Source organism: Paraburkholderia sp. BL6665CI2N2 (assembly GCF_004366535.1).
Lineage (GTDB): Bacteria > Pseudomonadota > Gammaproteobacteria > Burkholderiales > Burkholderiaceae > Paraburkholderia.
In genome coordinates this window covers 6,582,140-6,605,991 of the sequence record NZ_SORC01000001.1, presented here as the reverse complement: position 1 = coordinate 6,605,991, position 23,852 = coordinate 6,582,140, and the positions used below count along the sequence as shown (strand labels likewise).

At 61.7% G+C, this 23,852-nt stretch carries 25 protein-coding genes and 1 pseudogene; 13 read left to right on the top strand and 13 right to left on the bottom strand.

Annotated elements, in window-relative coordinates; genetic code table 11:
• Positions 1 to 21: 21 nt before the first annotated feature.
• The 6 genes from B0G81_RS29650 to B0G81_RS29625 all read right to left on the bottom strand — a co-directional run bounded on the left by B0G81_RS29650 (position 22) and on the right by B0G81_RS29625 (position 6,962).
• Entirely contained in the window at positions 22 to 1,173 is a 1,152-nt protein-coding gene (locus B0G81_RS29650) for a Gfo/Idh/MocA family oxidoreductase (RefSeq protein WP_134140333.1), read from the bottom strand.
• 31 nt (positions 1,174 to 1,204) lie between these two features.
• Positions 1,205 to 2,254, bottom strand: a complete 1,050-nt coding sequence (locus tag B0G81_RS29645) for a sugar phosphate isomerase/epimerase (protein ID WP_134140331.1) — start codon at positions 2,252 to 2,254, stop codon at positions 1,205 to 1,207.
• 91 nt (positions 2,255 to 2,345) lie between these two features.
• A complete protein-coding gene (locus B0G81_RS29640) occupies positions 2,346 to 3,308 on the bottom strand; it encodes a substrate-binding domain-containing protein (RefSeq protein WP_116119201.1) in 963 nt (320 codons plus the stop codon).
• A gap of 89 nt (positions 3,309 to 3,397) precedes the next feature.
• On the bottom strand, positions 3,398 to 4,411 hold the full coding sequence (locus B0G81_RS29635) for an ABC transporter permease (RefSeq protein ID WP_134140329.1): 1,014 nt from the start codon (positions 4,409 to 4,411) through the stop codon (positions 3,398 to 3,400).
• A complete protein-coding gene (locus tag B0G81_RS29630) occupies positions 4,392 to 5,879 on the bottom strand; it encodes a sugar ABC transporter ATP-binding protein (protein WP_134140327.1) in 1,488 nt (495 codons plus the stop codon). Before B0G81_RS29630 ends, B0G81_RS29635 begins: the two co-directional genes overlap by 20 nt.
• 3 nt (positions 5,880 to 5,882) lie before the next feature.
• The gene (locus B0G81_RS29625) at positions 5,883 to 6,962 is read right to left on the bottom strand and encodes a LacI family DNA-binding transcriptional regulator (protein WP_134140325.1); all 1,080 of its coding nucleotides are present in this window, start codon (positions 6,960 to 6,962) and stop codon (positions 5,883 to 5,885) included.
• A 301-nt stretch (positions 6,963 to 7,263) separates the two neighbouring features.
• On the opposite strand from B0G81_RS29625, the gene B0G81_RS29620 reads away from it, so the two are divergent.
• The 5 genes from B0G81_RS29620 to B0G81_RS29600 all read left to right on the top strand — a co-directional run bounded on the left by B0G81_RS29620 (position 7,264) and on the right by B0G81_RS29600 (position 10,929).
• On the top strand, positions 7,264 to 7,917 hold the full coding sequence (locus tag B0G81_RS29620; RefSeq protein ID WP_106279814.1) for a protein-L-isoaspartate O-methyltransferase: 654 nt from the start codon (positions 7,264 to 7,266) through the stop codon (positions 7,915 to 7,917).
• Between the two features lie 59 nt (positions 7,918 to 7,976).
• Positions 7,977 to 8,300, top strand: a complete 324-nt coding sequence (locus B0G81_RS29615; RefSeq protein ID WP_091796474.1) for a rhodanese-like domain-containing protein — start codon at positions 7,977 to 7,979, stop codon at positions 8,298 to 8,300.
• Between the two features lie 196 nt (positions 8,301 to 8,496).
• Positions 8,497 to 8,967 carry a DUF2844 domain-containing protein gene (locus tag B0G81_RS29610; protein ID WP_134140323.1) on the top strand — a complete coding sequence of 157 codons (471 nt, stop codon included), beginning with the start codon at positions 8,497 to 8,499 and terminating at the stop codon, positions 8,965 to 8,967.
• A 30-nt stretch (positions 8,968 to 8,997) separates the two neighbouring features.
• Positions 8,998 to 10,332: a DUF3443 domain-containing protein gene (locus B0G81_RS29605; RefSeq protein WP_243856637.1), complete on the top strand. Its 1,335-nt coding sequence runs from the start codon at positions 8,998 to 9,000 to the stop codon at positions 10,330 to 10,332.
• A 144-nt stretch (positions 10,333 to 10,476) separates the two neighbouring features.
• Positions 10,477 to 10,929: a DUF2844 domain-containing protein gene (locus B0G81_RS29600; RefSeq protein ID WP_134140320.1), complete on the top strand. Its 453-nt coding sequence runs from the start codon at positions 10,477 to 10,479 to the stop codon at positions 10,927 to 10,929.
• A gap of 150 nt (positions 10,930 to 11,079) precedes the next feature.
• Here B0G81_RS29600 and B0G81_RS44860 read toward each other — a convergent pair whose 3' ends face one another.
• Entirely contained in the window at positions 11,080 to 11,409 is a 330-nt protein-coding gene (locus B0G81_RS44860; protein WP_243856635.1) for a hypothetical protein, read from the bottom strand.
• Positions 11,410 to 11,426: 17 nt separating this feature from the next.
• Here B0G81_RS44860 and B0G81_RS29595 point away from each other — a divergent pair.
• The 8 genes and pseudogenes from B0G81_RS29595 to B0G81_RS29560 all read left to right on the top strand — a co-directional run.
• Positions 11,427 to 12,521 (top strand): annotated as a pseudogene (locus B0G81_RS29595) (DUF3443 family protein); the annotation flags it as partial.
• A gap of 455 nt (positions 12,522 to 12,976) precedes the next feature.
• Entirely contained in the window at positions 12,977 to 14,272 is a 1,296-nt protein-coding gene (gene urtA / locus B0G81_RS29590; protein ID WP_106285903.1) for an urea ABC transporter substrate-binding protein, read from the top strand.
• Positions 14,273 to 14,482: 210 nt separating this feature from the next.
• Complete coding sequence (gene urtB, locus B0G81_RS29585; protein ID WP_134140316.1) at positions 14,483 to 16,144, top strand: urea ABC transporter permease subunit UrtB; 1,662 nt, start codon at positions 14,483 to 14,485, stop codon at positions 16,142 to 16,144.
• A 1-nt stretch (position 16,145) separates the two neighbouring features.
• The gene (gene urtC / locus B0G81_RS29580) at positions 16,146 to 17,330 is read left to right on the top strand and encodes an urea ABC transporter permease subunit UrtC (protein WP_116119193.1); all 1,185 of its coding nucleotides are present in this window, start codon (positions 16,146 to 16,148) and stop codon (positions 17,328 to 17,330) included.
• Positions 17,327 to 18,190 carry an urea ABC transporter ATP-binding protein UrtD gene (gene urtD, locus B0G81_RS29575; RefSeq protein WP_134140314.1) on the top strand — a complete coding sequence of 288 codons (864 nt, stop codon included), beginning with the start codon at positions 17,327 to 17,329 and terminating at the stop codon, positions 18,188 to 18,190. The genes urtC and urtD overlap by 4 nt, the downstream gene beginning before the upstream one ends.
• Before the next feature lie 21 nt (positions 18,191 to 18,211).
• Entirely contained in the window at positions 18,212 to 18,904 is a 693-nt protein-coding gene (gene urtE / locus B0G81_RS29570) for an urea ABC transporter ATP-binding subunit UrtE (RefSeq protein ID WP_116119192.1), read from the top strand.
• Positions 18,905 to 19,020: 116 nt separating this feature from the next.
• Positions 19,021 to 19,902, top strand: a complete 882-nt coding sequence (locus B0G81_RS29565; protein ID WP_134143245.1) for an urease accessory protein UreD — start codon at positions 19,021 to 19,023, stop codon at positions 19,900 to 19,902.
• 121 nt (positions 19,903 to 20,023) lie between these two features.
• A complete protein-coding gene (locus B0G81_RS29560) occupies positions 20,024 to 20,329 on the top strand; it encodes a hypothetical protein (RefSeq protein ID WP_134140312.1) in 306 nt (101 codons plus the stop codon).
• Between the two features lie 73 nt (positions 20,330 to 20,402).
• On the opposite strand, the gene B0G81_RS29555 is transcribed toward B0G81_RS29560, so the two are convergent.
• From B0G81_RS29555 to B0G81_RS29530, 6 genes are all read right to left on the bottom strand, one after another.
• On the bottom strand, positions 20,403 to 20,621 hold the full coding sequence (locus B0G81_RS29555) for a DUF2283 domain-containing protein (RefSeq protein WP_095420942.1): 219 nt from the start codon (positions 20,619 to 20,621) through the stop codon (positions 20,403 to 20,405).
• A gap of 2 nt (positions 20,622 to 20,623) precedes the next feature.
• Positions 20,624 to 20,902 (bottom strand): hypothetical protein, encoded by a 279-nt coding sequence (locus B0G81_RS29550; protein ID WP_134140311.1) that lies wholly within the window; start codon positions 20,900 to 20,902, stop codon positions 20,624 to 20,626.
• Positions 20,903 to 20,973: 71 nt separating this feature from the next.
• Positions 20,974 to 21,621 (bottom strand): hypothetical protein, encoded by a 648-nt coding sequence (locus B0G81_RS29545; RefSeq protein ID WP_208328566.1) that lies wholly within the window; start codon positions 21,619 to 21,621, stop codon positions 20,974 to 20,976.
• A complete protein-coding gene (locus B0G81_RS29540) occupies positions 21,618 to 22,280 on the bottom strand; it encodes an RHS repeat-associated core domain-containing protein (RefSeq protein ID WP_243856632.1) in 663 nt (220 codons plus the stop codon). The genes B0G81_RS29545 and B0G81_RS29540 overlap by 4 nt, the downstream gene beginning before the upstream one ends.
• Positions 22,277 to 23,236: an RHS repeat protein gene (locus tag B0G81_RS44855; protein ID WP_134140307.1), complete on the bottom strand. Its 960-nt coding sequence runs from the start codon at positions 23,234 to 23,236 to the stop codon at positions 22,277 to 22,279. The genes B0G81_RS29540 and B0G81_RS44855 overlap by 4 nt, the downstream gene beginning before the upstream one ends.
• 128 nt (positions 23,237 to 23,364) lie before the next feature.
• Positions 23,365 to 23,847 (bottom strand): Imm26 family immunity protein, encoded by a 483-nt coding sequence (locus B0G81_RS29530; protein WP_134140305.1) that lies wholly within the window; start codon positions 23,845 to 23,847, stop codon positions 23,365 to 23,367.
• Between the last annotated feature and the right edge of the window lie 5 nt (positions 23,848 to 23,852).

The following is a 23,852-nucleotide window of genomic DNA, read 5'->3' as shown; positions in this document are numbered from 1 at the left end:
CCGTCCGCCACGTGTCCGCGCTCAAGCGGACTTTATCTCCCGCCACTGCCCATCCGCCGCGCTACTCGCGAGCATCGCATCAATAAAACGTAGCCCCGCCACACCGTCTTCCACCGTCGTCAGCAACAGGCTCTCGATGGGCAAAGCGCGGCCTGCGTCCAACGCTTCGATCTGCAACGCCGCGTCTTTGTACAACTGCGCGAACGCTTCCAGATAACCTTCAGGATGTCCCGACGGGACGCGCGTCGCGTGAGCCGCAATCGTGCTCTTCACGCGCCCTCGTGTCAGACGTTCAGCCGCGCCGCCCAATGGCGTGAACCACAATTCATTCGGATGCTCCTGATCGAACGCAAGACCGGCTTTCGTTCCGTACACCCGCAAACGCAAGGCATTTTCCGCGCCGCTCGCCACCTGGCTCGCCCATAGCATGCCGCGCGCGCCGTTCGGATAACGCAGCATCGCCTGCACGTGGTCGTCGATGCGACGCCCCGGCACGAACGTATGCACTTCCGCCGCAAGCGCGTGCGGCGTCATACCCGTGACAAACGCAGCAAGATGATAAGCATGCGTGCCGATATCGCCGAGACATCCCGCCGGCCCCGCTAACGCCGGGTCCGTGCGCCAACCCGCCTGCTTGTTCGTGCCGCTCGTTTCGATCGGCTCTGCCAGCCAGTCCTGCGCGTATTCGACCTGCACCACGCGTATTTCGCCCAGTTCACCGCTTTCGATCAACTCGCGCGCATGACGCACCAGCGGATAGCCGGAGTACGTATGCGTCAATGCAAACAGCTTGTTCTTCTCGCGAGCCAGTTTCGCCAGCGCCTCGCCTTCCGCCAGCGAAATCGCCAGCGGTTTATCGCACACGATGTGAATACCCGCTTCGAGAAACGCCGTCGCGACCGGCGCGTGCAAATGATTCGGCGTGACGATCGCTACCGCGTCGATGCCGTCGTCGCGCGCGGCTTCGGCGCGCGCCATTTCGCGCCAGTCCGCATAGCTGCGCGCGATTCCCGCCTCACCGGCGCTCGCCTGCGCACGCTGCGGATCGGACGACAACGCGCCCGCCACCAGTTCGAAACGATCGTCGAGCCGCGCCGCGATCCGATGCACGGCGCCGATGAACGCGCCCTGTCCGCCGCCGACCATCCCCAGTCTGAGCCTTCGTTGTGGCATCGCCGTTACTCCTTCGGTTTGGCCGCGCTCCTCAGATGCCGAGCACGCGCTTTAACTGCGCGGCATCGACACCGCTGCCGGCGAAATCATCGAATGCATGCTCGGCCACGCGGATGATGTGCCGCTGAATAAACTCTGCGCCTTCGCGCGCGCCGTCGTGCGGATGCTTCAGCGCGCACTCCCATTCGAGCACGGCCCAGCCGGGAAAATCGTATTGCGCCATCTTCGAGAAGATCGCGCCGAAATCGATCTGGCCGTCGCCGAGCGATCTGAAGCGCCCCGCCCGCTCGACCCAGCCGCTATAGCCGCCATACACGCCCTGCTTGCCGTTCGGACGAAACTCCGCATCCTTCACATGGAACGCCTTGATGCGCTCGTGATAGATGTCGATGAACGCAAGGTAATCGAGCTGCTGCAAAACGAAATGACTCGGGTCGTACAGAATGTTCGCGCGCGCATGCTGCTTCACCGCGTCGAGAAAACGCTCGAAGGTCACGCCGTCGTGCAGGTCTTCACCGGGATGCAATTCGTAGCACACGTCGACGCCCGCCGCGTCGAACGCATCGAGAATCGGCGTCCAGCGGCGCGCGAGTTCGTCGAACGCGGCTTCGACCAGACCTGCGGGGCGCTGCGGCCACGGGTACAGATACGGCCACGCCAGCGCCCCTGAAAACGACACATGCGTGCTCAATCCCAAACGCTGCGAAGCCTTCGCCGCAAGCTTCATCTGCTCGATCGCCCACTGCGTGCGCGCCGCCGGATCGCCGCGCACGTGGGCAGCGGCAAAGCCGTCGAACAACGCGTCATAAGCCGGGTGCACGGCAACGAGCTGACCTTGCAGATGCGTCGACAGTTCGGTGATCGTCACGCCCGCGTCGTCCACGATCTGGCGCAACTCGTCGCAATACGTCTGGCTCGCCGCCGCCTGTTCGAGATCGATCAGGCGGCTGTCGCACGGCACCTGTATCCCCTTGAAGCCGAGACCCGCGGCCCACTCGGCAAGATGCGCGAGGTTGTCAAACGGCACCTCGTCGCCCATGAACTGGGCGAGAAAGATCGCCGGCCCTTGGATGGTTTTCATCGTACGGCTCCTTGAACGAGGACGGCGCGCTCGCCGTGCCGCTACGGCACATAGTCCGGCTAAGCCCGGCGGCGCGCCCCGGATGCTCAGGTCAGAACGGCGAGTCCGGGAAATAGAACTGCTGCGCGTTCTCCTTCGTGATCAGCACCGACGGAATGATCGTGGTGGCCGGCAGTTTGTCGCCCTTCAGGCGCGCTTCGGCAGTGAGCTTGATAGCGTCGTAGATGAACTTAGGCGAGTACGACACGTCGGCCTTGATCATCGGCGCGCCGTCCATCACGTTCTTCACCATGCCCTTCGAGCCCGCGCCGCCGAACACGATCTTGATGTCGGTGCGTTTGGCCTGTTCGATCGCCTTGATCACGCCGACGGCCATGTCGTCGTCGGCGGCCCAGACGGCGTCGATATGCTTGAAGCGCGTCAGGTAATCCTGCATGACCTTGAAGGCGTCGTCGCGATTCCAGTTCGCGTACTTGGCGTCGAGAATCTTGATGTTCGGATACGCCTTCAGCACGCCGGTAAACGCGGTCCAGCGTTCGTTGTCGAGCGTCGTCGGAATGCCTCGCAGCGCGACGATATCGCCTTTGCCGCCCAGCTCCTTCGCCAGAAACTCGGCGGGAATCTTGCCGAACGCCGTGTTGTCACCCGCCACATACGCATCCTGCGCGCTGGTGTCGGTCAGGCCGCGATCCACCACCGTCACGTACACGCCTTTCTTCTTCACCTGCGCGACCGGTTGCGTGAGCGAAGCCGATTCGAACGGGAAGATCACGAGTGCATTGATCTTGTTGACCGTCACGAGATCCTGCAACTGGTTCGCCTGTTCGGGCGCGCCGGCCGCGGTCTTGACGATCACCTTCAGATCGGGATGCGCCTTCTCCAGATCGGTCTTGGCCTTGTTCGCCCACCAGACGATGCCGCCCGTGAAGCCGTGATCGGCCGTCGGAATCGCGACGCCCAACGTGACTTTTTCATCGGCGCGCGCGACGTTCGCCGTACCAAGTATTCCCAACGCCAGCATGCCGGCGCCGACCGCTCGAATGACCTGCTTCATGGTTGTGTCTCCGTTTGTGAGGCGTTCGTGCGCCCCGATTTTCAACTCGCCGTGATTACAGATTCAAGGCGCAATATGAAGCGCCACCGCTACCGTCGTCCACGTTGTACGAACGCGACGAAGATAATCACTACGCCCTGCACCGCCGCGTTCAGGTACACGCTGATGATGCTGGTCAGATTCAGAATGTTGGCGATCACCGAAAGCAGGATCGCGCCGATCACCGTGCCGATCACGCGCCCTTCGCCGCCTTTGAGCGCGGTGCCGCCGACCACCACCGAGGCGATCGCTTCGAGTTCCCAAAGCAAGCCGGTCGTCGGCGTCGCCGAGCCGAGCCGCGGCACGTACAGCACGGTGGCCACGCCCACGCAAATGCCTAGCAGCATGTAGGTGACGATCTTCACGGTGTCGACCCGAATCGCCGCATACCGCGCGACCTGTTCGTTCGAGCCGATCGCCTGCACGTGACGGCCGAATGCCGTGCGGTTGAGAATCAGCGCGCCGCCGGCCGCGACCACAAGAAACACCCAGATCGGCACCGGCACGCCGAACAGGCTCGCGTAATACACCGGGCCATACAAGTCGGACAGCGAGTTATCCAGAGTCAGCGCTCCGCCGTCGGCGAGCCAGGTCAGCACCGCGCGAAAGATGCCCAACGTGCCGAGCGTGACGATGAACGGCTCGATGCGCCCTTTGGTGATCAGCAAGCCGTGCGCGCAACCGAATAGGCCGCCGAGCATCAGCGCGCCCACGATGCCGAGCGTGAGAATCATCAGCGGCGGAAACGTGTGTCCGCCGACGCCCGCGGCGAGTCCGTTCATCAGCCAGATCATGCTGCCCGCGATCAGCGCGGCCATCGAGCCGACCGACAGATCGATGCCGCCGGAAATGATCACGAAGGTCATGCCGACCGCGATGATGCCGATGAACGACGTGCGCGTGAGCACGTTCATCATGTTGTCGAGGGTCGCGAAGTCGCGGTTGAGCAACGTGCCGACAATGGACAGCGCGATCAGTCCGACGAGCGGCCCGAGCGCATACAGTCGATGCGCGAAGCGCAACGCGCGGCCGGATTGCACGGCTTCAGTGGGTGCCGGTCGCATGGGCGATCAACTCCTCTTCGGTCAAGTGTTCGAGCGTAAGCGTGGCTTGCAGGCGTCCCGCGCGCATCACGGCGACGCGGTGGCACAGCCCGATCAGCTCGATCAGTTCGGATGAAATGACGATTACCGCGCGGCCCTGCGCGGCAAGACGGTGAATCAGAAAATAGATGTCGCGTTTCGCGCCCACATCGACGCCGCGCGTCGGCTCGTCGAGCACGATCACGTTCGGGTCGGGCTGCAGGAATTTGGCGAGCGCGAGCTTCTGCTGATTGCCGCCGGAGAGCATACGCGCGCGGCTCGACAGGTCGCCCGTACGGATGCCGAATTCGCTCACGGCTTTGGTCAATGCGGCGCGTCCCGCTTTCATGTCGAGCAATGGATGCGCATAGCGTTCGAGCGTCATCAGCGTGACGTTGTCCTGCAGGCTCAGGTTCACATGCAGGCCCTTGCCCTTGCGATCCTCGCTGAGATACGTGATGCCGTGGCGCATTGCGTCGCGCGGGCTGTTCAGATCGGCGGGACGGCCGGCGACTTCGATGCGGCCCGCTGTGCGCTTGCGCAGACCGATGATCGCTTCGAACGCTTCGGTGCGGCCCGCGCCTACCAGTCCCGCGAAGCCGAGCACTTCGCCGGCGCGCACGTCGAAGCTGAGGTCTTCCACCCAATCGGGCACTGCCAGGCCTTCCACCTTCAACGCTGGCGGCGCGTCGGCGGATACGGTGATCTTGTCGGAAAACATGTCCGATAGCTCGCGGCCGACCATCAGGTTCGCCATCTGCTGGCGCGCGAGTCCGGAAGTTTCCCCGCGCGCGACAAAACGGCCGTCACGCATCACGATCACTTCGTCGGTGATGCGCTCCACTTCGTCCAGCTTGTGCGAGATGTAGATGATGGTCACGCCGTCGGCCTTGAGCTTGGCCATCAGCGTAAAGAGGCGCTCGGTCTCGGACGGTGTGAGCGTCGCAGTGGGTTCGTCCATGATGAGCAGCCGCGCACGCCGCGACAGCGCCTTCGCGATCTCCACCATCTGCTTTTCCGCGACGATCAATTCGCGCACTTTCGTATCAGGCGTTTTTTCCAGCCCGACCTGCGCGAGAAAGCGCGCGGCTTCGGTGTTCATCGCGGCATCGTCGACGAACCAGCCGCGCTTTTTTTCATGACCGAGATACATGTTCTGCGCGATCGTCAGATGCTCGGCAAGATTGAACTCCTGGTGGATCAGCACAATGCCTTGCGCTTCGGCATCGCGCGATCCGATGAATTGGTGCGCTTGCCCATCGACGAGCAAAGTGCCCGAGGTTGCGGTCTCGTAGCCGGCAAGAATCTTCATCAGCGTGGATTTGCCGGCGCCGTTCTCGCCGAGCAGACCGTAGATGCGCCCCGGCGCCAGTTCGAAGCTCACGCCGTGCAGCACGCGCACGGGGCCAAAGTCTTTGCGGATGTCGTCGAAACGGATCGCGAGACTCATGGTTCAGGCGCTCCCGCGAATCACGAGCCGATGCGGCAGCAGCACGCCCGGCACGTTCGCCAACGGATTGGCGAGCCGTTGCAGCAACAGGCGCGCGGCGGTTTCGCCCAGCTTGCGCATGGGTTGCGCGATCGTGGTGAGCGGCGGATCGATTTGCGCGGCGAGCGAGATATCGTCGAAGCCGACGACGGCGATGTCGTCCGGCACGCGCTTGCCGACGCTGCGCAAGCCGTGGATCACGCCGATCGCGAGCGTATCGGAGACCGCAAAGATCGCGCTCGGCGCCTGCGGCTGATTCATCAGGGTGGCCGCAGCCGACGCGCCGGCTTCATAGTCGAGGCTGTTCAGGTTCATGCGCCAGCGTTCGTCCGGCGCGATACCCGCTGCGGTCAACGCGTCCAGATAGCCCTGTTGACGCTGCCGCGCGTACAGGTAATCGACATCGGAATTGATGAGGCCGATGCGACGATGGCCGCGCGCGAGCAGATGGCGGACGGCGTCGCCTGCGGCGCGGTAGTTGTCGATGCCGACGTACGGCACACCCATCGCCGGGTCGAACTCGCAGCAGGCGACCCACGGCAGCGCGCTGGACGCCTCGCCCAGCGCCTGCTGGATGGTGGCCGGATCGAGACAGATCGCGCCGTCCGCGCGGCGCCGCCGCAGCAGATCGAAATAGCTGCGCTCGCGGCCCGGATCGGCGCCGGTGTCGCACAGCAGCATGAAGTAGCCGTGCTGACGCGCCACGCTGTCGATGCCGCGCACGATTTCCGCATAAAAGGGGTTGCCCACGTCCGGGACCATGGTCAGCAGCAGCCGGCTCTCGGCAGTGCGCAGGTTGCGTGCGAGTTCGTTGACGCGGTAGCCGCTCGCGTCGATGGCGGCCAGCACCTTGTCGCGCGTGGCGGGCCGCACGTTCTCGTGGCCGTTCAGCACGCGCGACACCGTCGCCACCGAGACGCCCGCCTGCTCGGCCACGCCGGCAATCGACATGCCTTCGGCCGCGCCGCGCAATGGCGCGACGCCGGGCTGGGAACGCGCAGCGGACACCGCCGCGGGAGCCGTCCTGGATGACGATCTGGACAAGTGAACTCGCCTTGAAAATGTAATCGATTACATTCTTGAGCGATGAATGCGAGAAGCGCAAGGAAAGATCGCTAGGGATTAACACGGGGGCGTGCGCTGCCCGGCATCGCGCACTTTCGTCTTGCGATGGCGCCGCGCGCTGCCCGCCGAGGCGCGGATCGCCACCGTCATTTGGTACAATCCCGCAGTTACCCTGACGGGCTTTGCGTGCCGAGTTGCGCGGGCAAGGCCGGCGGTCAGTGGCTGATAGCAAACCTAGCAAACCCCGCAAGACTCGCCAAACCATACAGCCGAACCCACCATGAACATCGAGCAAGCGCGTTTCAACATGATCGAACAGCAGATCCGCCCCTGGGAAGTGCTCGACCAGGACGTGCTGAATCTGCTTTCGATCGTCAAGCGTGAAAACTTCGTCCCCGCCGTGTATCGCGAACTGGCCTTCGTCGACTTCGAAGTGCCGTTGCCGGCCGGCCAGCACATGCTGGCGCCGCGCATCGAAGCGCGCGTGCTGCAGGAACTGGCGGTGAAGAAACACGAAAGCGTGCTCGAAATCGGCGCTGGCTCGGGCTATATGGCCGCGTTGCTCGCGCACCGCGGTCAGCACGTGCTGACGGTGGACATCGAACCGGAACTGGCGGAACTGGCGAAGAGCAATCTGACCGCCAACGGTGTGCTGAACGCCGAAGTCGCCACCGGCGACGCCGCGCGCGGCTGGGCCGGCGCTGCGCCGTACGACGTGATCTGCGTGTCGGGCGGCCTGCCGGTGCTGCCGCAGGAAATGCTCGACCATCTGAAAATCGGCGGCCGTCTGGCGGCGTTCGTCGGCACCGCGCCGGTCATGAAGGCGCAGATCATCACGCGTATCGACGAGAAGCAGTACCGTATTGCCGACGTGTTCGAAACGTATGTCGAGCCGCTCATCAACGCCGTGCAGCCGTCGCGTTTCAAGTTCTAACTCGCACGATCCCGGACGGCGGCCACGCCCGCCGTCCCTCTGAACCGGATGTTCCGCTGATGCAAAATCTGACCGCTCCGGCGCTCGCCGAATGGCTCGCCGATACTTCGCGTCCCGCGCCCGTGCTGCTCGACGTGCGCGAGCCGTGGGAAATTCAAACAGCGTCGATCGCCGGCGCTGTGTCGATTCCAATGCGTGAGATCCCCGCGCGCAGCGAAGAACTCGACGACGACGCGCAGATCGTCTGCGTTTGCCATCACGGCGCGCGCAGCGCCCAAGTCGCGATGTTCCTCGAATCGCGCGGCCATACCAACGTCTTCAATCTGCAAGGCGGGATCGACGCGTGGTCGCGTCAGGTCGATCCGTCCGTTCCCACGTACTGATCAGCCGCCCAGCTCAGGCCGCCGTCAACCTCGACGCGGCCTGGCTTCAATTGACGCCGCGTTGACGTCACCTCCTTCGCCACGACACTGCGGCCAGCTTCCGTTGCGCCGCTTCGTGCATTCGCTTCCGAAATTTCATACGGTTTCCTGAGCATCGCGCAGGCAACATGCTCCCGATATTTTGGGGAGTCATGTGATGAGATTTTTGAAGATCGCGATGCTGGCCGCAACCTTGTTGCCGCTCTCGTCGTATGCAAGGCTGGGCGGGGCGCCATCCAGGGGCGCATCGTCCACGGCGCTGCTGCGTGCCACGCCGCAGTCGGGCGCCGCGGCGCCCGCGGCTCAACCGGCCAGCTCAGCGCCCTACTCCATGCGCCAGTCGGTCGACGCCAATGGCGTCACCATCCATGAATATGTGCTGCCGCAGAACATCGTGTTCGCAGTCACATGGAGCGGGCCGATCCGTCCCGACATGACGGCGCTGCTCGGCAGCTACTTCCCCAACTTCATGAATGCCGGCCAAAGCCGCGCGGCCGGCACGGGGCCGCTTATCGACGGCAACGAAGACTTTCGCATCGAATCCGCCGGCCGTTTGGGGCGCTTCAGCGGCATGGCCTGGTTGCCGCGCCTGATGCCCGCCGACGTGCGTCCTGGCGATCTGCAATAGGACCCGCGTCGAGCTATGAAAAAACACAACATGAACACATTGAAGAAGACGCTCGGGCTCGCGGCGGCCCTGGCGACGATCGCTCTTTGCGCCTGCGGCGGCGGCGGAAGTTCGAGCGGCAACCAGAGCAACTCCATCGGCTGGAACGCTACGCCGGCCTGGACCCCAGCGCCAAACGGCTCCGGCGGCTCCGGCGGTTCCGGTAGCTCGAACAATTCATCCACTCCGGCTACCGGCGACAACACCGTGCCGGTTCGCGTCGGCACCTCGACGGGCGACGCCAACGGGCTCAACCGCCTGCTCGTGTCGATCAAGATTTGTGTGCCGGGAACCTCGGACGCGAGCCGCTGCGTCACCGTCGACAACATGCTGGTGGACACCGGCTCGACCGGCGTGCGCATTGCAGCAAACGCGATACCGACGCTGGCCCCGCTGCTGCTCACGCAAGCCGGCGCGGTAGACGACAAGATCGGCTCGGCGCCGATTGCCGAATGCGCGCCGTTTGCCTCGGGTTTTACGTGGGGTTCCGTCAAACGCGCCGACATCACGATCGGCAGCAAGACGGCGAGCAATCTGCCGATCCAGGTGATTGCCGACGGCGAGTTTTCCACGCCGACCGACTGCATCGCGCACAACGGCGGGGACTTGAGCACGCGCTTCGACACCTTGGGAGCGAATGGAATTCTCGGCATCGACAACTTCACGAGCGACTCGCTCGATGCCCTGACCACCGCGGTGCCCGGTCTCTACTACTATTGCGCTTCGCAGACCAACTGCGTCAGCACACGCATGCTGGCGAGCAAGGAAGTTGCCAATCCCGTCCCCGCGTTCGCGACCGACAACAACGGCACAGTCATCCGTTTGCCCGCCGTGCCGGCTACGGGTCAGGCAAACGTGACGGGCCAGTTAGTGTTCGGCGTCAACACGCAGTCGAACAATACGTTGCCGGCCACCGCCACCGTCGTCGCGCTCGACAAATACGGCGCGTTCACGACGCAGTATCAGGGGCATGTGTTCAACCAGAGCGCGATCGATAGCGGCACCCCGGCTTACGCGTTTCCGGACAGCACCATTCCCTCTTCCGTCGAAGGTTTATACACGCCGGCCAGCCCGCTGAATCCGATCGCGACAATCGAAGCGACTAACGGAACGAGCCCGCCGCTCCAAATGGCATTTCCGCTCGCCAACGTCACCAGCCTGATGGCCAGTGGCAACACCGCGTTCAATAACCTCGGCCAGTCCTTCTCGAATAGCAGGAACAACATGTTCCTGTGGGGGCTGCCGTTCTTCTACGGCCGCGATATCTACAACGTGATCGGCAACGCCAAGGTCGGCAAGCAGACCGGACCGTTCGTCGCCTTCTGACGACTGACAGCATGGCTGACTCGGAGACGCTGCCTGTTGGTGGCGTCTCCTCAAGCCGTTTCCGATTTTCCAATGGGATTTTTCACCCAATCCCAATAACGGCCCGCTGGCACGATGCTCCGATCTGTTTTCGGGAGCCATGTAATGAATGTTGTGAAGCTCGCGCTAGCCGTAGCGGGCATGTTGCCGCTCGCTTCGTATGCGGCATTGGGTGGGCCGCCGGGTGTGCGGCCGGCATCGCAATCGGTGCTGCGATCAGCGGCTGCATTGAACACGACCGCAGCGGTCACGCCGTACACGATGCGTGCTTCGTATGGCGCCGACGGTGTCACGGTCCATGAATACGTGTTGCCCAGCAATGTGGTGTTTGCCGTCACCTGGCAAGGGCCCGTGCGCCCGGACATGAACGCGCTGCTCGGCAGCTACTTTCCCAATTTCACGAGTGCCGCCGCCGAACGCGCGCGCGGCGTCGGTCCGATGATCGAACACAACGGCGATTTTCATATCGAATCGGCCGGCCGTGCGGGCCGGTTTTTCGGCAAGGCGTATTTGCCGCGTCTGGTGCCCGTTGGGGTTCGGGTGGAGCAATTGCAATGAAGCGACGCGCGGCTTTATACAACACGATAAACATGACGACTTTGAACAAGACGCTTGGCTGCGCGTTTCTGGGCGCCAGCGTGGCGCTGTCCGCTTGTGGCGGCGGTGGTAATGGCGACGATGGCAGCGGCAATGCGGCTAGGAATAGCGCTACCCCGGCGTCGGGGTCGGTCGGCTTGACGCCGGCTTCGTCGTCGGGCGCGAGTCAGACGGCTGCGCCGGGGCCGGCTTCGATTCCGACGCCGGCTCCGATTCCGGCACCAACTCCAGCTCCGACGCCGACGCCGACGCCGACGCCGATACTGACGCCAACACCAACTCGGACGCCGACTCCGACACCAACGCCAACTCCGACACCAACGCCAACTCCGACACCAACTCCGACGCCGACGCCGACTCCGACTCCGACTCCGACTCCGACTCCGACTCCGACACCAACTCCGACACCAACTCCGACACCAACTCCGACACCAACACCAACCCCCACCTCCAACACCACCCCCATCACCGTGGAACGATGGACCGGCAACTACGTCAATATGCCGTACGTCACCGTGACGATCTGCATACCCGGCGTTGAGGGCAGCGCCCAGTGCGCGAAGGTCGATCACATGCAACTCGACACCGGCTCGGTCGGCGTGCGCGTGCTTGCCAGTGCATTGGGCTCCGCGCTCGCCGCCCACTTGCCGACGCAATCCGGCGCCACCGATGATCCGACCGGCAACGCGTCGATCGCCGAGTGCGCCGTGTTCGGCTCCGGCTACACGTGGGGGCCCGTCAAGCGCGCCGACGTCACGATCGGCGGCAGAACTGCGGGCAACATGCCGCTACAGGTGATCGCCGACGGTCAATACGCGACGCCGTCGGACTGTCAGTCGCGCGGCGGCCACAACCTCGGCTCGGCGACGGCGCTCGGTGCGAACGGCGTGATCGGCATCGGTCCGGCGCAGCGCGACTTCCCCGCGGCGGCGCAGACCGTACTGCCATCGGCTTACTACTACTGCACGTCCGCGACGTCATGCACGAATACACGTGTTCCACTCGACACGCAGGTCATGAATCCGGTCGCCGACTTCACCTCCGACAATAACGGCACGATCATCCGTTTGCCTGCGCTGCCCGCGGGCGGCCAGGCGAGCGTGACGGGTGAACTGGTGTTCGGCATCGGCACGCAGGAGAACAATGCCATGCCCTCGCAGCCGAACGTCCTCGCACTCGACCAGTACGGCTATTTCTCGACCACGTACAAAGGCAACACGTTCAGCAGTGCCATCGACAGCGGTTCCAACACGAACATCTTCGCGGACTACACCGTGCCCTATTCCGGCGACTGGTACGTGCCGGCGACCACGCTCAGCCTGTCGGCCATTCTCAGCGGCATTGGCAAAACCGCCGCGTCCGTCAACGTGCCGTTCTCGCTCGCCAACGGCTGGACCTTGATGGCAAACCAGTACGCGGCCTATGACAGCCTGGGTTCGCCATCGGCCGGCATGTTCATCTGGGGCCTGCCGTTCTTCTTCGGCCGCAGCGTGTACACGGCAATCAATAACGTGATGGTCGGCAAGCAACCCGGGCCGTTCATCGCCTTCTGATCGAAGGCGAGCGATGCAAGTCCCGCAACCGGGACTAAAAATAGTAAACGGCCGGCGCCGCACCACGCCGGCCGCTCCGTGACCGACCGAACCCCGCCCGCTCCACTTCCTCGCCACGCGCTCGTCGATCCGCGCCTAAGCATCAGCACGGCACTGCGTGCACAACCGCGCAGCGGCCATGCACCGCCGACGCCCGCTGGCGGATACATGCGCTTCGTTGCGGCGCGATACGCACCCGAACGAGGCGCCTCACGCGATGCTGCACCAATTCCGCGCCTATCACGCATTCGCCGCCCTCCCGCATCCGCGCCGCAGCATGCGCCCCACGCCATACAAGTCGAAATTACTGCATGGCATGTGCCTTGCAGTACATAAGCGGCAAGTCATGCGGGATAAGCCCTGCTGGCTGAAATCGACGCCCATAAACAGTCACCATCAATGGCAAGGGGATATACATGAAACGTCGCAGTCTGTTGAAGTTCGGCTCCATGTCGGGCGCGTTGGCGCTTGCAGGTCAGGTTCCGTTTGCGCAGGCGCAGTCCAGTGGTCCGATCAAGGTAGGTATCCTGCATTCGCTGTCGGGCACGATGGCGATCTCGGAGACATCGCTCAAGGACACCGCGTTGATGACCATTGCGGACATCAACAAGAACGGCGGCGTGATGGGCCGTCAACTGGAGCCGGTGGTGGTCGACCCGGCGTCGAACTGGCCTCTGTTCGCTGAAAAAGCGCGTCAGCTGATCACGCAGGACAAGTGCGCCGTGGTGTTCGGCTGCTGGACTTCCGTGTCGCGCAAATCGGTGCTGCCGGTGTTCGAGGAACTGAACGGCCTGCTGTTCTACCCCGTGCAATACGAAGGCGAGGAAATGTCGCGCAACGTGTTCTACACGGGCGCAGCGCCGAATCAGCAGGCGATTCCGGCGACCGAATACCTGATGAGCGCGGAAGGCGGCGGCGCCAAGCGCTTCTTCCTGTTGGGCACCGACTATGTGTACCCCCGCACGACCAACAAGATCCTGCGCGCGTTCCTCAAGTCGAAGGGCGTGCAGGAAGCCGATATCCAGGAGGTCTACACGCCGTTCGGCCACAGCGACTATCAGACCATCGTCGCGAACATCAAGACCTTCTCGCAAGGCGGCAAGACCGCGGTGATCTCGACGGTGAACGGCGACTCGAATGTGCCGTTCTACAAGGAACTGGGCAACCAGGGGCTGAAGGCGTCGGACGTGCCGGTCGTTGCGTTCTCGGTCGGCGAGGAAGAACTGCGCGGCATCGATACGAAACCGCTGGTCGGCAACCTGGCCGCGTGGAACTACTTCATGTCGCTGCGCAACCCGGCCAATGAAAAGTTCAAGAAGCAATGGGCCGCATGGGTCGCGCAGAACAACCTGCCGGGCGGCACCAAGCGCGTGACCAACGACCCGATGGAAGCGACCTTCGTCGGCATCCATATGTGGAAGCAGGCAGTCGAGAAGGCCAAGAGCACGGAAGTGGACAAGGTTCGCGTGGCGATGGTCGGCCAGACCTTCGCGGCGCCGTCTGGCTTTACGCTGGAGATGGACGGCAATCACCACCTGCACAAGCCGGTGATGATCGGCGAAGTGCGTGCCGATGGTCAGTTCAATGTGGTGTGGCGTACCAAGACCGCGGTTCGCGCGCAGCCGTGGAGCCCGTTCATCGCCGGCAATTCGAGCAAGCCGGACGTGGTCAGTTCGATTCCGGCGTTCCTGAAGCGCTCGCGCGTCGCCTGACGGCAAAGCGTGCCGCGACGGTGAAACTCGCCGACGCGGCACCTCGATTTGCCGATTGCAATCCCGCGACGGGCGCGCCCACCGCACCCGCGTTCGTGCCTTGATCGGACGTCCGAAAGGCACGACCCTCGCGCGCAGCAACCCGACGGCGCGGCAACGGCGCTTGCCCACATGCCGCGCCGCTGCGCCGGATTTTCTTCAAAGGCCACCATGGCGTTTTCATTCCTGACATCCGCACGAAAGGTCGCACGAAAAGTCGCAGGAAAGGTCGCACGACGCGGCGTCGCTGGCGCGGCACTCGTGCTGCTCGCCGGCGCACCGCTGGCCGCCTTCGCGCTGACCCAAGCCGATGTTGCGCCGCTCGCAGGCGACGACTTCGACGCGAAGTCCGCGGCCATCGACAAGCTGATCGCCAATCACGACAAAGAATCGATGGCGGTGCTCAAAGCGCTCTCCGAAGATAGCGCGCTCGCCACCGACGCGGGCGCCGTGCTGCTTCAGGACGGCGATACGGCGAAAGACGCGGTCACCGGCAAGACCGTCGCCGCGGGCGATGCGCAACCGGTCACGCTGAACAATCTGCTGCGCTCCAAAGTAGCGGGTGCGCTCTCCGGCCTGCAACTGGATTCGCCGGATGTGGCGACACGCGATGCCGCCGTTACCGCGCTGCTGCAAAACCCCGATCCGTCGATTAAACCGCTCGTCGACGCGGCACGCGCGAAGGAAACCGATCCCGCGTTGAAGAAGCGCCTCGACACGCTATGGGCAATGACGGCGCTGCATGACGCCGATCCGGCCAGGCGCCTCGAAGCCGTGCAACTGGTCGCCGCGCGGCACGACCTCGACATGAACGAACTGCTGCGGCCGCTCGTCGCGAAGAAGCCCGACGGCACCTTCGTGGAAGCCGACGATCGCGTGCGCGCCGCCGCGCAAAGCGGCATCGACGAACTCGACGCGATCCAGCGCCGCAGCCAGATCGCCGGCACATTGTTCGCGGGCCTGTCGCTCGGCAGCGTGCTGCTGCTCGCCGCACTGGGCCTCGCCATCACCTACGGGCTGATCGGCGTGATCAACATGGCGCACGGCGAATTCCTGATGATCGGCGCGTATGCCACCTACGTCGTGCAGAACCTCTTTCAGCGCTTCGCGCCCGGCGCGTTCGACTGGTATCCGCTGCTCGCCATTCCGGCTTCGTTCGTCGCCGCAGGACTGGTGGGCATCGTGCTCGAACGGCTGGTACTGAAGCATCTTTATGGCCGTCCGCTCGAGACGTTGCTGACCACCTTCGGCGTCAGCCTGATCCTGATTCAGGCGACGCGCATGCTATTCGGCGCGCAGAACGTGCAGGTGGTCAACCCGGCGTGGATGAGCGGCGGCGTCACCGTCTTGCCCAATCTGATCCTGCCGTACAACCGGCTCGCGATTCTCGCGTTCTCGCTGATCGTGGTCGGCATCGCGTGGGCCGTGCTCACGAAGACGCGTCTCGGCCTCTTCGTGCGCGCCGTCACGCAGAACCGCCGTATGGCGGCCTGCGTCGGCGTGAAGACCGCGCGGGTCGATTCGTATGCGTTCGCATTCGGCGCGGGCATCGCGGGTCTGGGCGGCTGCGCGCTCTCGCAGATCGGCAATGTCGGTCCGGACCTCGGCCAGAGCTACATCATCGATTCCTTCATGGCCGTCGTGCTCGGCGGTGTCGGTCAACTCGCCGGCACGGTGATCGGCGGCTTCGGCCTCGGGCTCATCAGCAAGGCAATCGAACCGTTCTGGGGCGCGGTGCTTGCGAAAATCGCGGTGCTCGTGCTGATCGTGTTGTTCATCCAGAAGCGTCCGCAGGGCATGTTCGCCCTCAAGGGCCGCAGCGCGGAGGCATGAGATGACATCGGCAACTTCATCGGCTCATGTCGGCGCAGCGAGCGGTGGCGCCAGCGCCGGGCGCGAGCCTCAATCCGGCTTCGCGCTCGGCCTGCCGCCGCGCCCTGCGCTGTTGTCGCGGCGCGCCTGGCTCGCACTGGTCGCGTTGATTATCGTCTTCGGTCTGGGCGTGCCGTTCGCCACGCTGGTCGTGCCGGAGACGAGCGCGCTGCATCTGTCCGCCTACGCGATGACGATCACCGGCAAGTTCATGTGCTACGCGATCGCCGCGCTCGCACTCGATCTCGTGTGGGGTTACTGCGGCATTCTGAGCCTCGGCCACGCGCTGTTCTTCGCGCTCGGCGGCTACGCGATCGGCATGTACCTGATGCGCTCGATCGGCCACGAAGGCAAATACGGCAGCGACCTGCCCGACTTCATGGTGTTTCTCGACTGGCACCAACTGCCGTGGTACTGGCAAGGCACGCAGCATCTCGGCTATGCGCTGCTGCTGGTGGTGCTGGTGCCGGCGGTGGTCGCGTGGGTATTCGGCTTCTTCACGTTCCGCTCGCGGGTGAAGGGCGTGTATCTGTCGATCATCACGCAGGCCATGACCTTCGCCGCGATGCTGCTGTTCTATCGCAACGAAACGGGCTTCGGCGGCAATAACGGCTTTACCGACTTCAAGCGCATAGGCGGCTTTCCGATCACGCATCCGGGCACGCGCACTGCCCTGCTGCTGATTACGTTCGCCGTGCTGATTCTCGCGTTCATCGGCGCGCGAGCCATCGTCACCTCGAAGCTCGGCCGCGTGGTGACCGCGGTGCGCGACGGCGAAACGCGTTTGATGTTCCTCGGCTACAGCCCGCTTGCGTACAAGCTGTTCGTGTGGACCGTGTCCGCCGTGTTGTGCGGCATCGCCGGCGCCTTGTATGTGCCGCAGGTCGGCATTATCAATCCAGGCGAAATGTCGCCGGGCAACTCGATCGAAATGGCGATCTGGGTCGCCGTGGGCGGACGCGGCACGCTGATCGGTCCGATCATCGGCGCCTTCGCGGTGAATGGCGCGAAGAGCTTCTTCACGGCGAACTTCCCTGAATACTGGCTGTTCTTTCTCGGTCTGATTTTCGTGCTGGTTCCGTTGCTGTTGCCGAACGGCATCATGGGACTGATCGAAATGGTGACGCGCAAGAGGAACCGCTCATGAACGAAAACCCGATGGTTCCTGACCTGGCTTTACCGGAAGAACCGGCTGAAACCTCGTTGAGCGGCGTCGCGAGCTTGGGCCGCGCGGTCGTGCCCGGCGAGATCGACGTGTCGCACGGCACGATCCTGTACCTCGAAGACGTGACCGTGAGCTTCGACGGCTTTCGCGCGTTGAATGCGCTGACGCTGACCATCGACGCCGGGGAATTGCGCTGCATCATCGGTCCGAACGGCGCCGGCAAGACGACGATGATGGACGTCATCACCGGCAAGAGCGAGCCGGATTCCGGCAAGGTCTATCTCGGCCAGTCGATCGATCTGACGCGGATGAACGAGCCGTCCATCGCGCGCGCGGGCATCGGTCGCAAGTTTCAGAAGCCAACTGTGTTCGAGCAACATCCCGTGTGGGAAAACCTCGAACTGGCGATGAAGGCCGACAAGGGCTGGTGGGCTTCGTTGCGCGCGCGGCTGGATCGCGAGGCGCAAGCGCGCATTGAGGAGACACTCGCGCTGATCGGTCTGGAGAGCGAAGCGCGGCGGCTCGCCGGCGAACTCTCGCACGGCCAGAAGCAACGGCTCGAAATCGGCATGTTGCTGATGCAGCAACCGGCTTTGCTGCTGCTCGACGAACCGGCCGCCGGCATGACCGACGACGAAACCATGCAACTTGCCGAACTGCTCAACCATCTGCGCGGCACCTGTTCGATGATGGTCGTCGAGCACGACATGGAGTTCGTGGCGGCGCTGTCGGGCGCGGCCGGCAAGGTGACGGTGATGGCCGAAGGGCGCGTGCTGGCTCACGGCACACTCGACGAAGTGAAACGCGACGAGACGGTCATCGAATCGTATCTGGGCAGGTGAAAACGAAAGGGTCGAACGGACATGCTAGAAGTCGAAAACCTGAACCAGTACTACGGCGGCAGCCACATTCTGCGCGATGTGAAGCTCACCGTGCCCGACGGCAAACTCACCGTGCTGCTCGGCCGCAACGGTGTGGGCAAGACTACGCTGCTGCGTTGTCTGATGGGCGTCGTGCAAACGAAGAGCGGGTCGATCGCCTGGCGCGGCGCGCCGATCACCAAACTGCCGACTTACTCGCGCGTGGAAAAGGGCCTCGCTTACGTGCCGCAGGGGCGCGATATCTTTCCGCGCTTGACCGTCGAAGAAAATCTGCTGGTGGGAGCCGCCAGCAAGAAGGCGCCCAAGAAAATCCCGGATCGTATCTATGAACTCTTTCCGGTGCTGAAGGATATGCGCAGCCGTCGTGGCGGCGATCTGTCGGGTGGTCAGCAACAACAGCTCGCGATTGGCCGCGCGTTGATGAGCGATCCGCAATTGCTGATCCTCGACGAACCCACCGAAGGCATTCAGCCTTCGATCATTCAGGATATCGGCCGCACGCTGCGTCAACTGGTCGAAGAAATGGGCATGACGGTGCTGCTCGTCGAGCAGTATTACGACTTCGCCAAGGACATCGCCGACCGGTATTGGGTGATGAGCCGTGGCGAGATCATCGCGGGCGGCGAAGGCGCCAATATGGATGCGGATGGCGTGCGGGGGTTGATCGCAGTGTGAACGGCGTTGGACATCGTGCATGCTATTCTCGACGCATCCTGTGTCAGCGCTGTTGAGCGCTGTCTGACGTGCGCAGGCACGCTTTGCTTTTCTTCGTCTGGTCGCACTCCATTCGCATGTCGCTTCACGAAAATCACGTCACACTCGCTACCGCGCAAGACGGCGCGCATTCGCAATGGCGCGCACGTCTGGAACTTGGGTTCGTCAAGGATGGGGAGCGGACCACGCTCAAGCATCGGCTGCATGACGGGCCGTTGCGGGTTCAGCGGCCGCTTTATCCTGAAGGACAAGGCATTTGTCATGCGGTGATCGTGCATCCGCCGGGTGGTGTTGCGGGTGGTGATCGGCTTGCTATTGATGTTTCTGTCGGTGACGACGCGCATGCTGTTATTGCCACGCCGGGGGCGACCAAGTGGTACAAGTCCAATGGGCGTGAGGCGCAGCAGCAGATCGGCGTGCGTGTCGGTGAGCGGGCTAAGCTCGATTGGCTGCCGCAGAATAATATCGTTTTCGATCATGCGAATGCGGAGCTGGATTTTTCGCTGACGCTGGCTCGCGATGCCACTGCGATCGGCTGGGACGCGACGCAGCTCGGGCGCCAGGCTGCTGGTGAGCGGTGGTCGGATGGGCGTTTGCGTGCGGTTTCGCGGATTCTTGGGGCTGATGGCGAGTTGCTGTGGTTCGAGCGCGCGAGTTTTGAGGCGAATGATTCGCTACGCGATGCTGCTCAAGGGCTGGCGGGGTTTCCTGCGTATGGGACGCTTTGGGCTGTTGGGGATGCTTGCGATGATGCGCTTGCTGAGGCGTTGACGGCTCAATTGCCGTTCGATGATTCGGTGCGGATGGCGGCTTCTTGCGTGACTTCTGGAGTGCTCGTCGTGCGGGGGGTTTCGAGGTCGATGGAGATGCTGCAGCGGGCGTTTGTGAAATGCTGGATGCAGTTGCGGCCGGTGGTGCATGGGGTTGGGGGGAGGCCGTTGCGGATTTGGGCGACTTGAGGGGGGCTAGCGCGTTGTGGGTAAAGTCGTGGTTCGCATTGTTCGCGTTGGTTAGGTTCGTAGCTAATGGCAATCATAAAGCACGTCCCCCAGAGCGGCACGACCACGCACGATTACCATCATGCTGCGCGATGCGCCCGATGGCTACTCACTGGATATACCACCGCGCCCGCAGCAGCCCTTCATGCCATGGGAACATATCGACAGGTGGTTAGGCGCAGAGTCATTCTTCAAGGCCGGCCAGCGCGTCCATGTCTCCATTGACTACATCCGGCAACGCCTCACCGTCACCCCCGGATACGATGATGTCGCCAGGGCGAGCGAACGCGAAGCGTTTGCCATCGCGCGCAAGGCTGCCAGTGACGAGCTGCGCAAGGTATGGCTCGTGCAGGCCGCTGAACGCAGGGAACGCAAAAACAGTTCATGAAGAGAGTGGATTGGCTCACGCCATCATTATCGCTGAGCAGGCCAATAAAGGGCCGCGTCTGCGGCTCCATCTTTTAATCCGCCTGTTCTAATAAAAATTCCATCCCGATAAGCACTCCGTTTTTATCAAAATCAAGATATATTTCAGGCCCCTTGTATTCTTTTATTATCGAATGGAGACTTATCTGTTTTGCAACCACCCCAGGACTTCCTTTCCCAGGGTGGTCTGGCAGGGACAAATAGGCAACATCCCCATCTTCATTCACCACCATATCAATCTTTCGGTCAGCCATTTCTACTCCAGCAGATTAATCAAGACCGTTTTTATTTTTGCAGTTCCGTTCTTTGCCATTTGATACACCGCCATACCGTTATTTCCGATGGGCACCAGAACTCGATCTGCATGAGCAGTATCCACGATCGTCCCAACAGGGTAACCGTCCTTTTCTATTTGCTTTGATAACGCCTTCAGAGCATCTGATGCTGTGTTCTTATCCGGATAAACACCTCGCTCAACAGCCCTCTCCACCGCGTGCGGCATGTTTGAATTTACTACCTTCTTACGCTTGGACAATAAATCACAAGACAGCGCCAGCGGATCGATCCACGATACCGGATTCGGCGCGTACGCATAAACGAAAAGAACTATCTAAAAGGCACTGGCAACCGTCGAGTTAGTGGCCTCAACGACATTCTGTCCTCCCACAAACCAGGGAACACCTCGAATTTTAGATCATCACGGTTGATACCAGTGTCAAAATATCGACATAGGCGATCAGATAAATCCTCATCTCCCCACATATTTGTCAACTCATATTTTTCAATTAATTCTCGATCTCTAGGTAATGTAAGATCCTCCCTCACTGCCTTACCCAAAGTGACACCGGTATCGCCATTTGGCCCAAGATCGATTAATTTTCCACCCAAAAACGGAAAAGAATGTTTATCACCCTTATAATGAAAACCATCCATGGTCAATGTATAAGGCTTTATCCAAAGATGGTCTGATGGCTCGATTCGCGCAACAACCGACGCATCCTTAATTTTTCCTTGAGACAAATTTCTATTTACCACATTTCCGACAAACACTCGAAAAAGAGGGTCTATGACATTTAAGTCGACATCCCTCCAGATTCCGTCCGAGTTGAAAATATCATAAAACTGTATAACCGGGCTGACCGCCATTTGACCTATCGTATAAAGATTCTCCCGCAACTTGACATTAATCAAGTCGCCAGGGACCCAAATCATCCGCTTCGCCATCACCATCCCCAATAAAAAATCACTTTTCATCGATCAACATCGGCACTTCCACTGGGTTTCCCGGACGTTTTATTTAAATGCTCATCCGCCGCACTCAAGTATTTTGTTCTCCGAGCATTTCCCGCGCCTACTGGATTTTGTTTATTTGCCGCACCCTCAAGACCACCAAGATTTTCAAATGTTCGTTGCTCTAAACCACGCGCGATATCTTTGCCCGCTTGCCCATATCCTTCGAACAAGATATCAGGTGCCTGACCACCAAAGCGACTAAAGTCGTTTCCATATCGATACCTGAGAACGTCCTGTGCAGTTTGATTCCCCTGCATGCTTGCATATCCGACGTAGGGTTTTCCGGTCGCCGCATCAAGACCTTGATAGGTAATGTGTGTCGCAGTTGCAGGGTCACCTGCCAGCCCCCACGGATCAACCCACAATACCGGATTCGCCGCATATTGATAAAGATTAAATCCCCCCGCCAACCCGATCGGATCCTGACTGACAAACCGTCCCGTTGCCGGATCATAGTACCGGAACGTGTTGTAATGCAGCCCGGTTTCCTCGTCCGCATACTGACCCGCAAACCGCAGCGCCTCATCGAACGGCCTGTCGTCGAGCCACTCCGTTCCCCTGTACTCCCCGAAGCCCGTGAAACCCGGCTCCCACACCACCTCGCCAGTTGCACCCGTCACGTCGTACACCTGACCATTGTCGTGCGCATGGTGATGCCACACAACGCGCCGGCCACCCGCACGGCACTGTCCGTCGACACTGACAACTGGCTGGTCCACCCGCGCCATCGGCCGGTACGGTGAATCCGGTGAGTAGACGTACGTGCGCACCGTCTCATCGCGCAGCACCTGCACCATGCGCATGCCTTCCCACACGAAGCGCGTTCCTCCACGAGCGCCGTGCCGTCCGCCGCCGTGCGACGCGTGAGCTTGCCCGTTCGCCGACCGATCGCATCGTATCGATAGGCCGCGCTGTGCCAGCCATGCCGGCCCTGACCCGACGCGCGCACCATCCGCCCCTCGTCGTCATGGACGAAGTCCTGCACCAGCCCATCCCGCACCCGGCGCTTAAGCTGCCCGAAGCCGTCGTAGCTGTAGCCCGTCTGCCGGAAACGGCTGAGCAGATCGTCCAGAATCCGGCTCGCCGCGCTGTCACGCGTCGCGTCGATCAGGTTGTCGGCCGCGTCGTAGAGGTAGCTCTCGTTCAGCCCGTCGCCGTCGTGGTAGCCCGTCATCCGGCCCATCACGTCGTACATGTAATGGACCGTGCCGCGCAAGCGCGCACCGCTGCCCTGCCGGATCACCTGATGCAGATTGCCGGCAAGATCGTACTGATAGGCCGACCCGAGCGGATCGTTGTCCGCCATTCCCTCGCGTCCCGAGCGTTCGCTCAGCCGCGACACCGTGCGGCCGCGCGGATCGTAAGTCGTGCGGCAGACACGCGGCCCCTGCGTGCGCTGCACTTCGCGGTGCAGCGCATCGCGTTCGATATCGCTGAGCGCTTCACCGTCCAGGCTGATCTGGTGCACGTGCCCCGAGCCATAGTGCAGCATCGAGATCCGCTGACCCAGAGGAAGCCTGCGTTCGGTCACATTGCCGAGCGCGTCATGGCGCGACTCCGAACGCTGGCCGTCCACGGAAACCTGGTGAGCACGTCAGCTTCGGTGTCGATTACCGTTACGCATGCCTAACCATCATGCCAGACCACGGCTGGCAGAATGAACAAAGGGCCGCGCTGCGGCACTTTAGTTACTCATTCCGAGAATTATTCGACAATCTCAATGCCAGGATTCAGTTTTTCATAAATACTTATGGCTTCAGATCCAATATTGGAAATGGCATAGATTCCACATGGGTCAAATTTTTCGCACACTTCTTTATTTTGATCAATATAGCGCATTCTCAAATCATCGTAAAAACAGTGATTTTTGAATACGTCCATCCCAGCCTTCTGAGTATTTCCGATAATTTCAAATCCACCATTAGCCCTCCAGTCCATTTTCGTAACAAGCGCTGGCGGCACAATCATATTTTCCTTAACCAGCCTAAAGCCGATATTCTTGTCTTCAGAAATTTCATTGTAAATATATATCAGGTAAAGTCTTTCCGACCCGTACTTCATATCATCCTTGACGACCATTCCCGGAATAAAACCAATGCCCTTCATGTGCATAACAAAAACATCGCCCAGCACAGGATCGGATTTCTTTCCACCATCAAGAAGGTTTATGACTTCCTTCATTTTCATTTGAC

Bases quoted from the DNA above. Each gene is read 5' to 3' on its own strand.
- B0G81_RS29640 (WP_116119201.1), bottom strand. From the start codon at position 3,308: ATGAAGCAGGTCATTCGAGCGGTCGGCGCCGGCATGCTGGCGTTGGGA.
- B0G81_RS29560 (WP_134140312.1), top strand. From the start codon at position 20,024: ATGCTGCGCGATGCGCCCGATGGCTACTCACTGGATATACCACCGCGC.
- urtC (WP_116119193.1), top strand. From the start codon at position 16,146: ATGACATCGGCAACTTCATCGGCTCATGTCGGCGCAGCGAGCGGTGGC.
- urtB (WP_134140316.1), top strand. From the start codon at position 14,483: ATGGCGTTTTCATTCCTGACATCCGCACGAAAGGTCGCACGAAAAGTC.
- B0G81_RS29605 (WP_243856637.1), top strand. From the start codon at position 8,998: ATGAACACATTGAAGAAGACGCTCGGGCTCGCGGCGGCCCTGGCGACG.
- B0G81_RS29610 (WP_134140323.1), top strand. From the start codon at position 8,497: ATGAGATTTTTGAAGATCGCGATGCTGGCCGCAACCTTGTTGCCGCTC.
- B0G81_RS29565 (WP_134143245.1), top strand. From the start codon at position 19,021: ATGTCGCTTCACGAAAATCACGTCACACTCGCTACCGCGCAAGACGGC.
- B0G81_RS29615 (WP_091796474.1), top strand. From the start codon at position 7,977: ATGCAAAATCTGACCGCTCCGGCGCTCGCCGAATGGCTCGCCGATACT.
- B0G81_RS29645 (WP_134140331.1), bottom strand. From the start codon at position 2,254: ATGAAAACCATCCAAGGGCCGGCGATCTTTCTCGCCCAGTTCATGGGC.
- urtA (WP_106285903.1), top strand. From the start codon at position 12,977: ATGAAACGTCGCAGTCTGTTGAAGTTCGGCTCCATGTCGGGCGCGTTG.
- urtE (WP_116119192.1), top strand. From the start codon at position 18,212: ATGCTAGAAGTCGAAAACCTGAACCAGTACTACGGCGGCAGCCACATT.
- B0G81_RS29545 (WP_208328566.1), bottom strand. From the start codon at position 21,621: ATGAAAAGTGATTTTTTATTGGGGATGGTGATGGCGAAGCGGATGATT.
- B0G81_RS29555 (WP_095420942.1), bottom strand. From the start codon at position 20,621: ATGGCTGACCGAAAGATTGATATGGTGGTGAATGAAGATGGGGATGTT.
- B0G81_RS29630 (WP_134140327.1), bottom strand. From the start codon at position 5,879: ATGAGTCTCGCGATCCGTTTCGACGACATCCGCAAAGACTTTGGCCCC.
- B0G81_RS29530 (WP_134140305.1), bottom strand. From the start codon at position 23,847: ATGAAAATGAAGGAAGTCATAAACCTTCTTGATGGTGGAAAGAAATCC.
- urtD (WP_134140314.1), top strand. From the start codon at position 17,327: ATGAACGAAAACCCGATGGTTCCTGACCTGGCTTTACCGGAAGAACCG.
- B0G81_RS29650 (WP_134140333.1), bottom strand. From the start codon at position 1,173: ATGCCACAACGAAGGCTCAGACTGGGGATGGTCGGCGGCGGACAGGGC.
- B0G81_RS29635 (WP_134140329.1), bottom strand. From the start codon at position 4,411: ATGCGACCGGCACCCACTGAAGCCGTGCAATCCGGCCGCGCGTTGCGC.
- B0G81_RS29600 (WP_134140320.1), top strand. From the start codon at position 10,477: ATGAATGTTGTGAAGCTCGCGCTAGCCGTAGCGGGCATGTTGCCGCTC.
- B0G81_RS29620 (WP_106279814.1), top strand. From the start codon at position 7,264: ATGAACATCGAGCAAGCGCGTTTCAACATGATCGAACAGCAGATCCGC.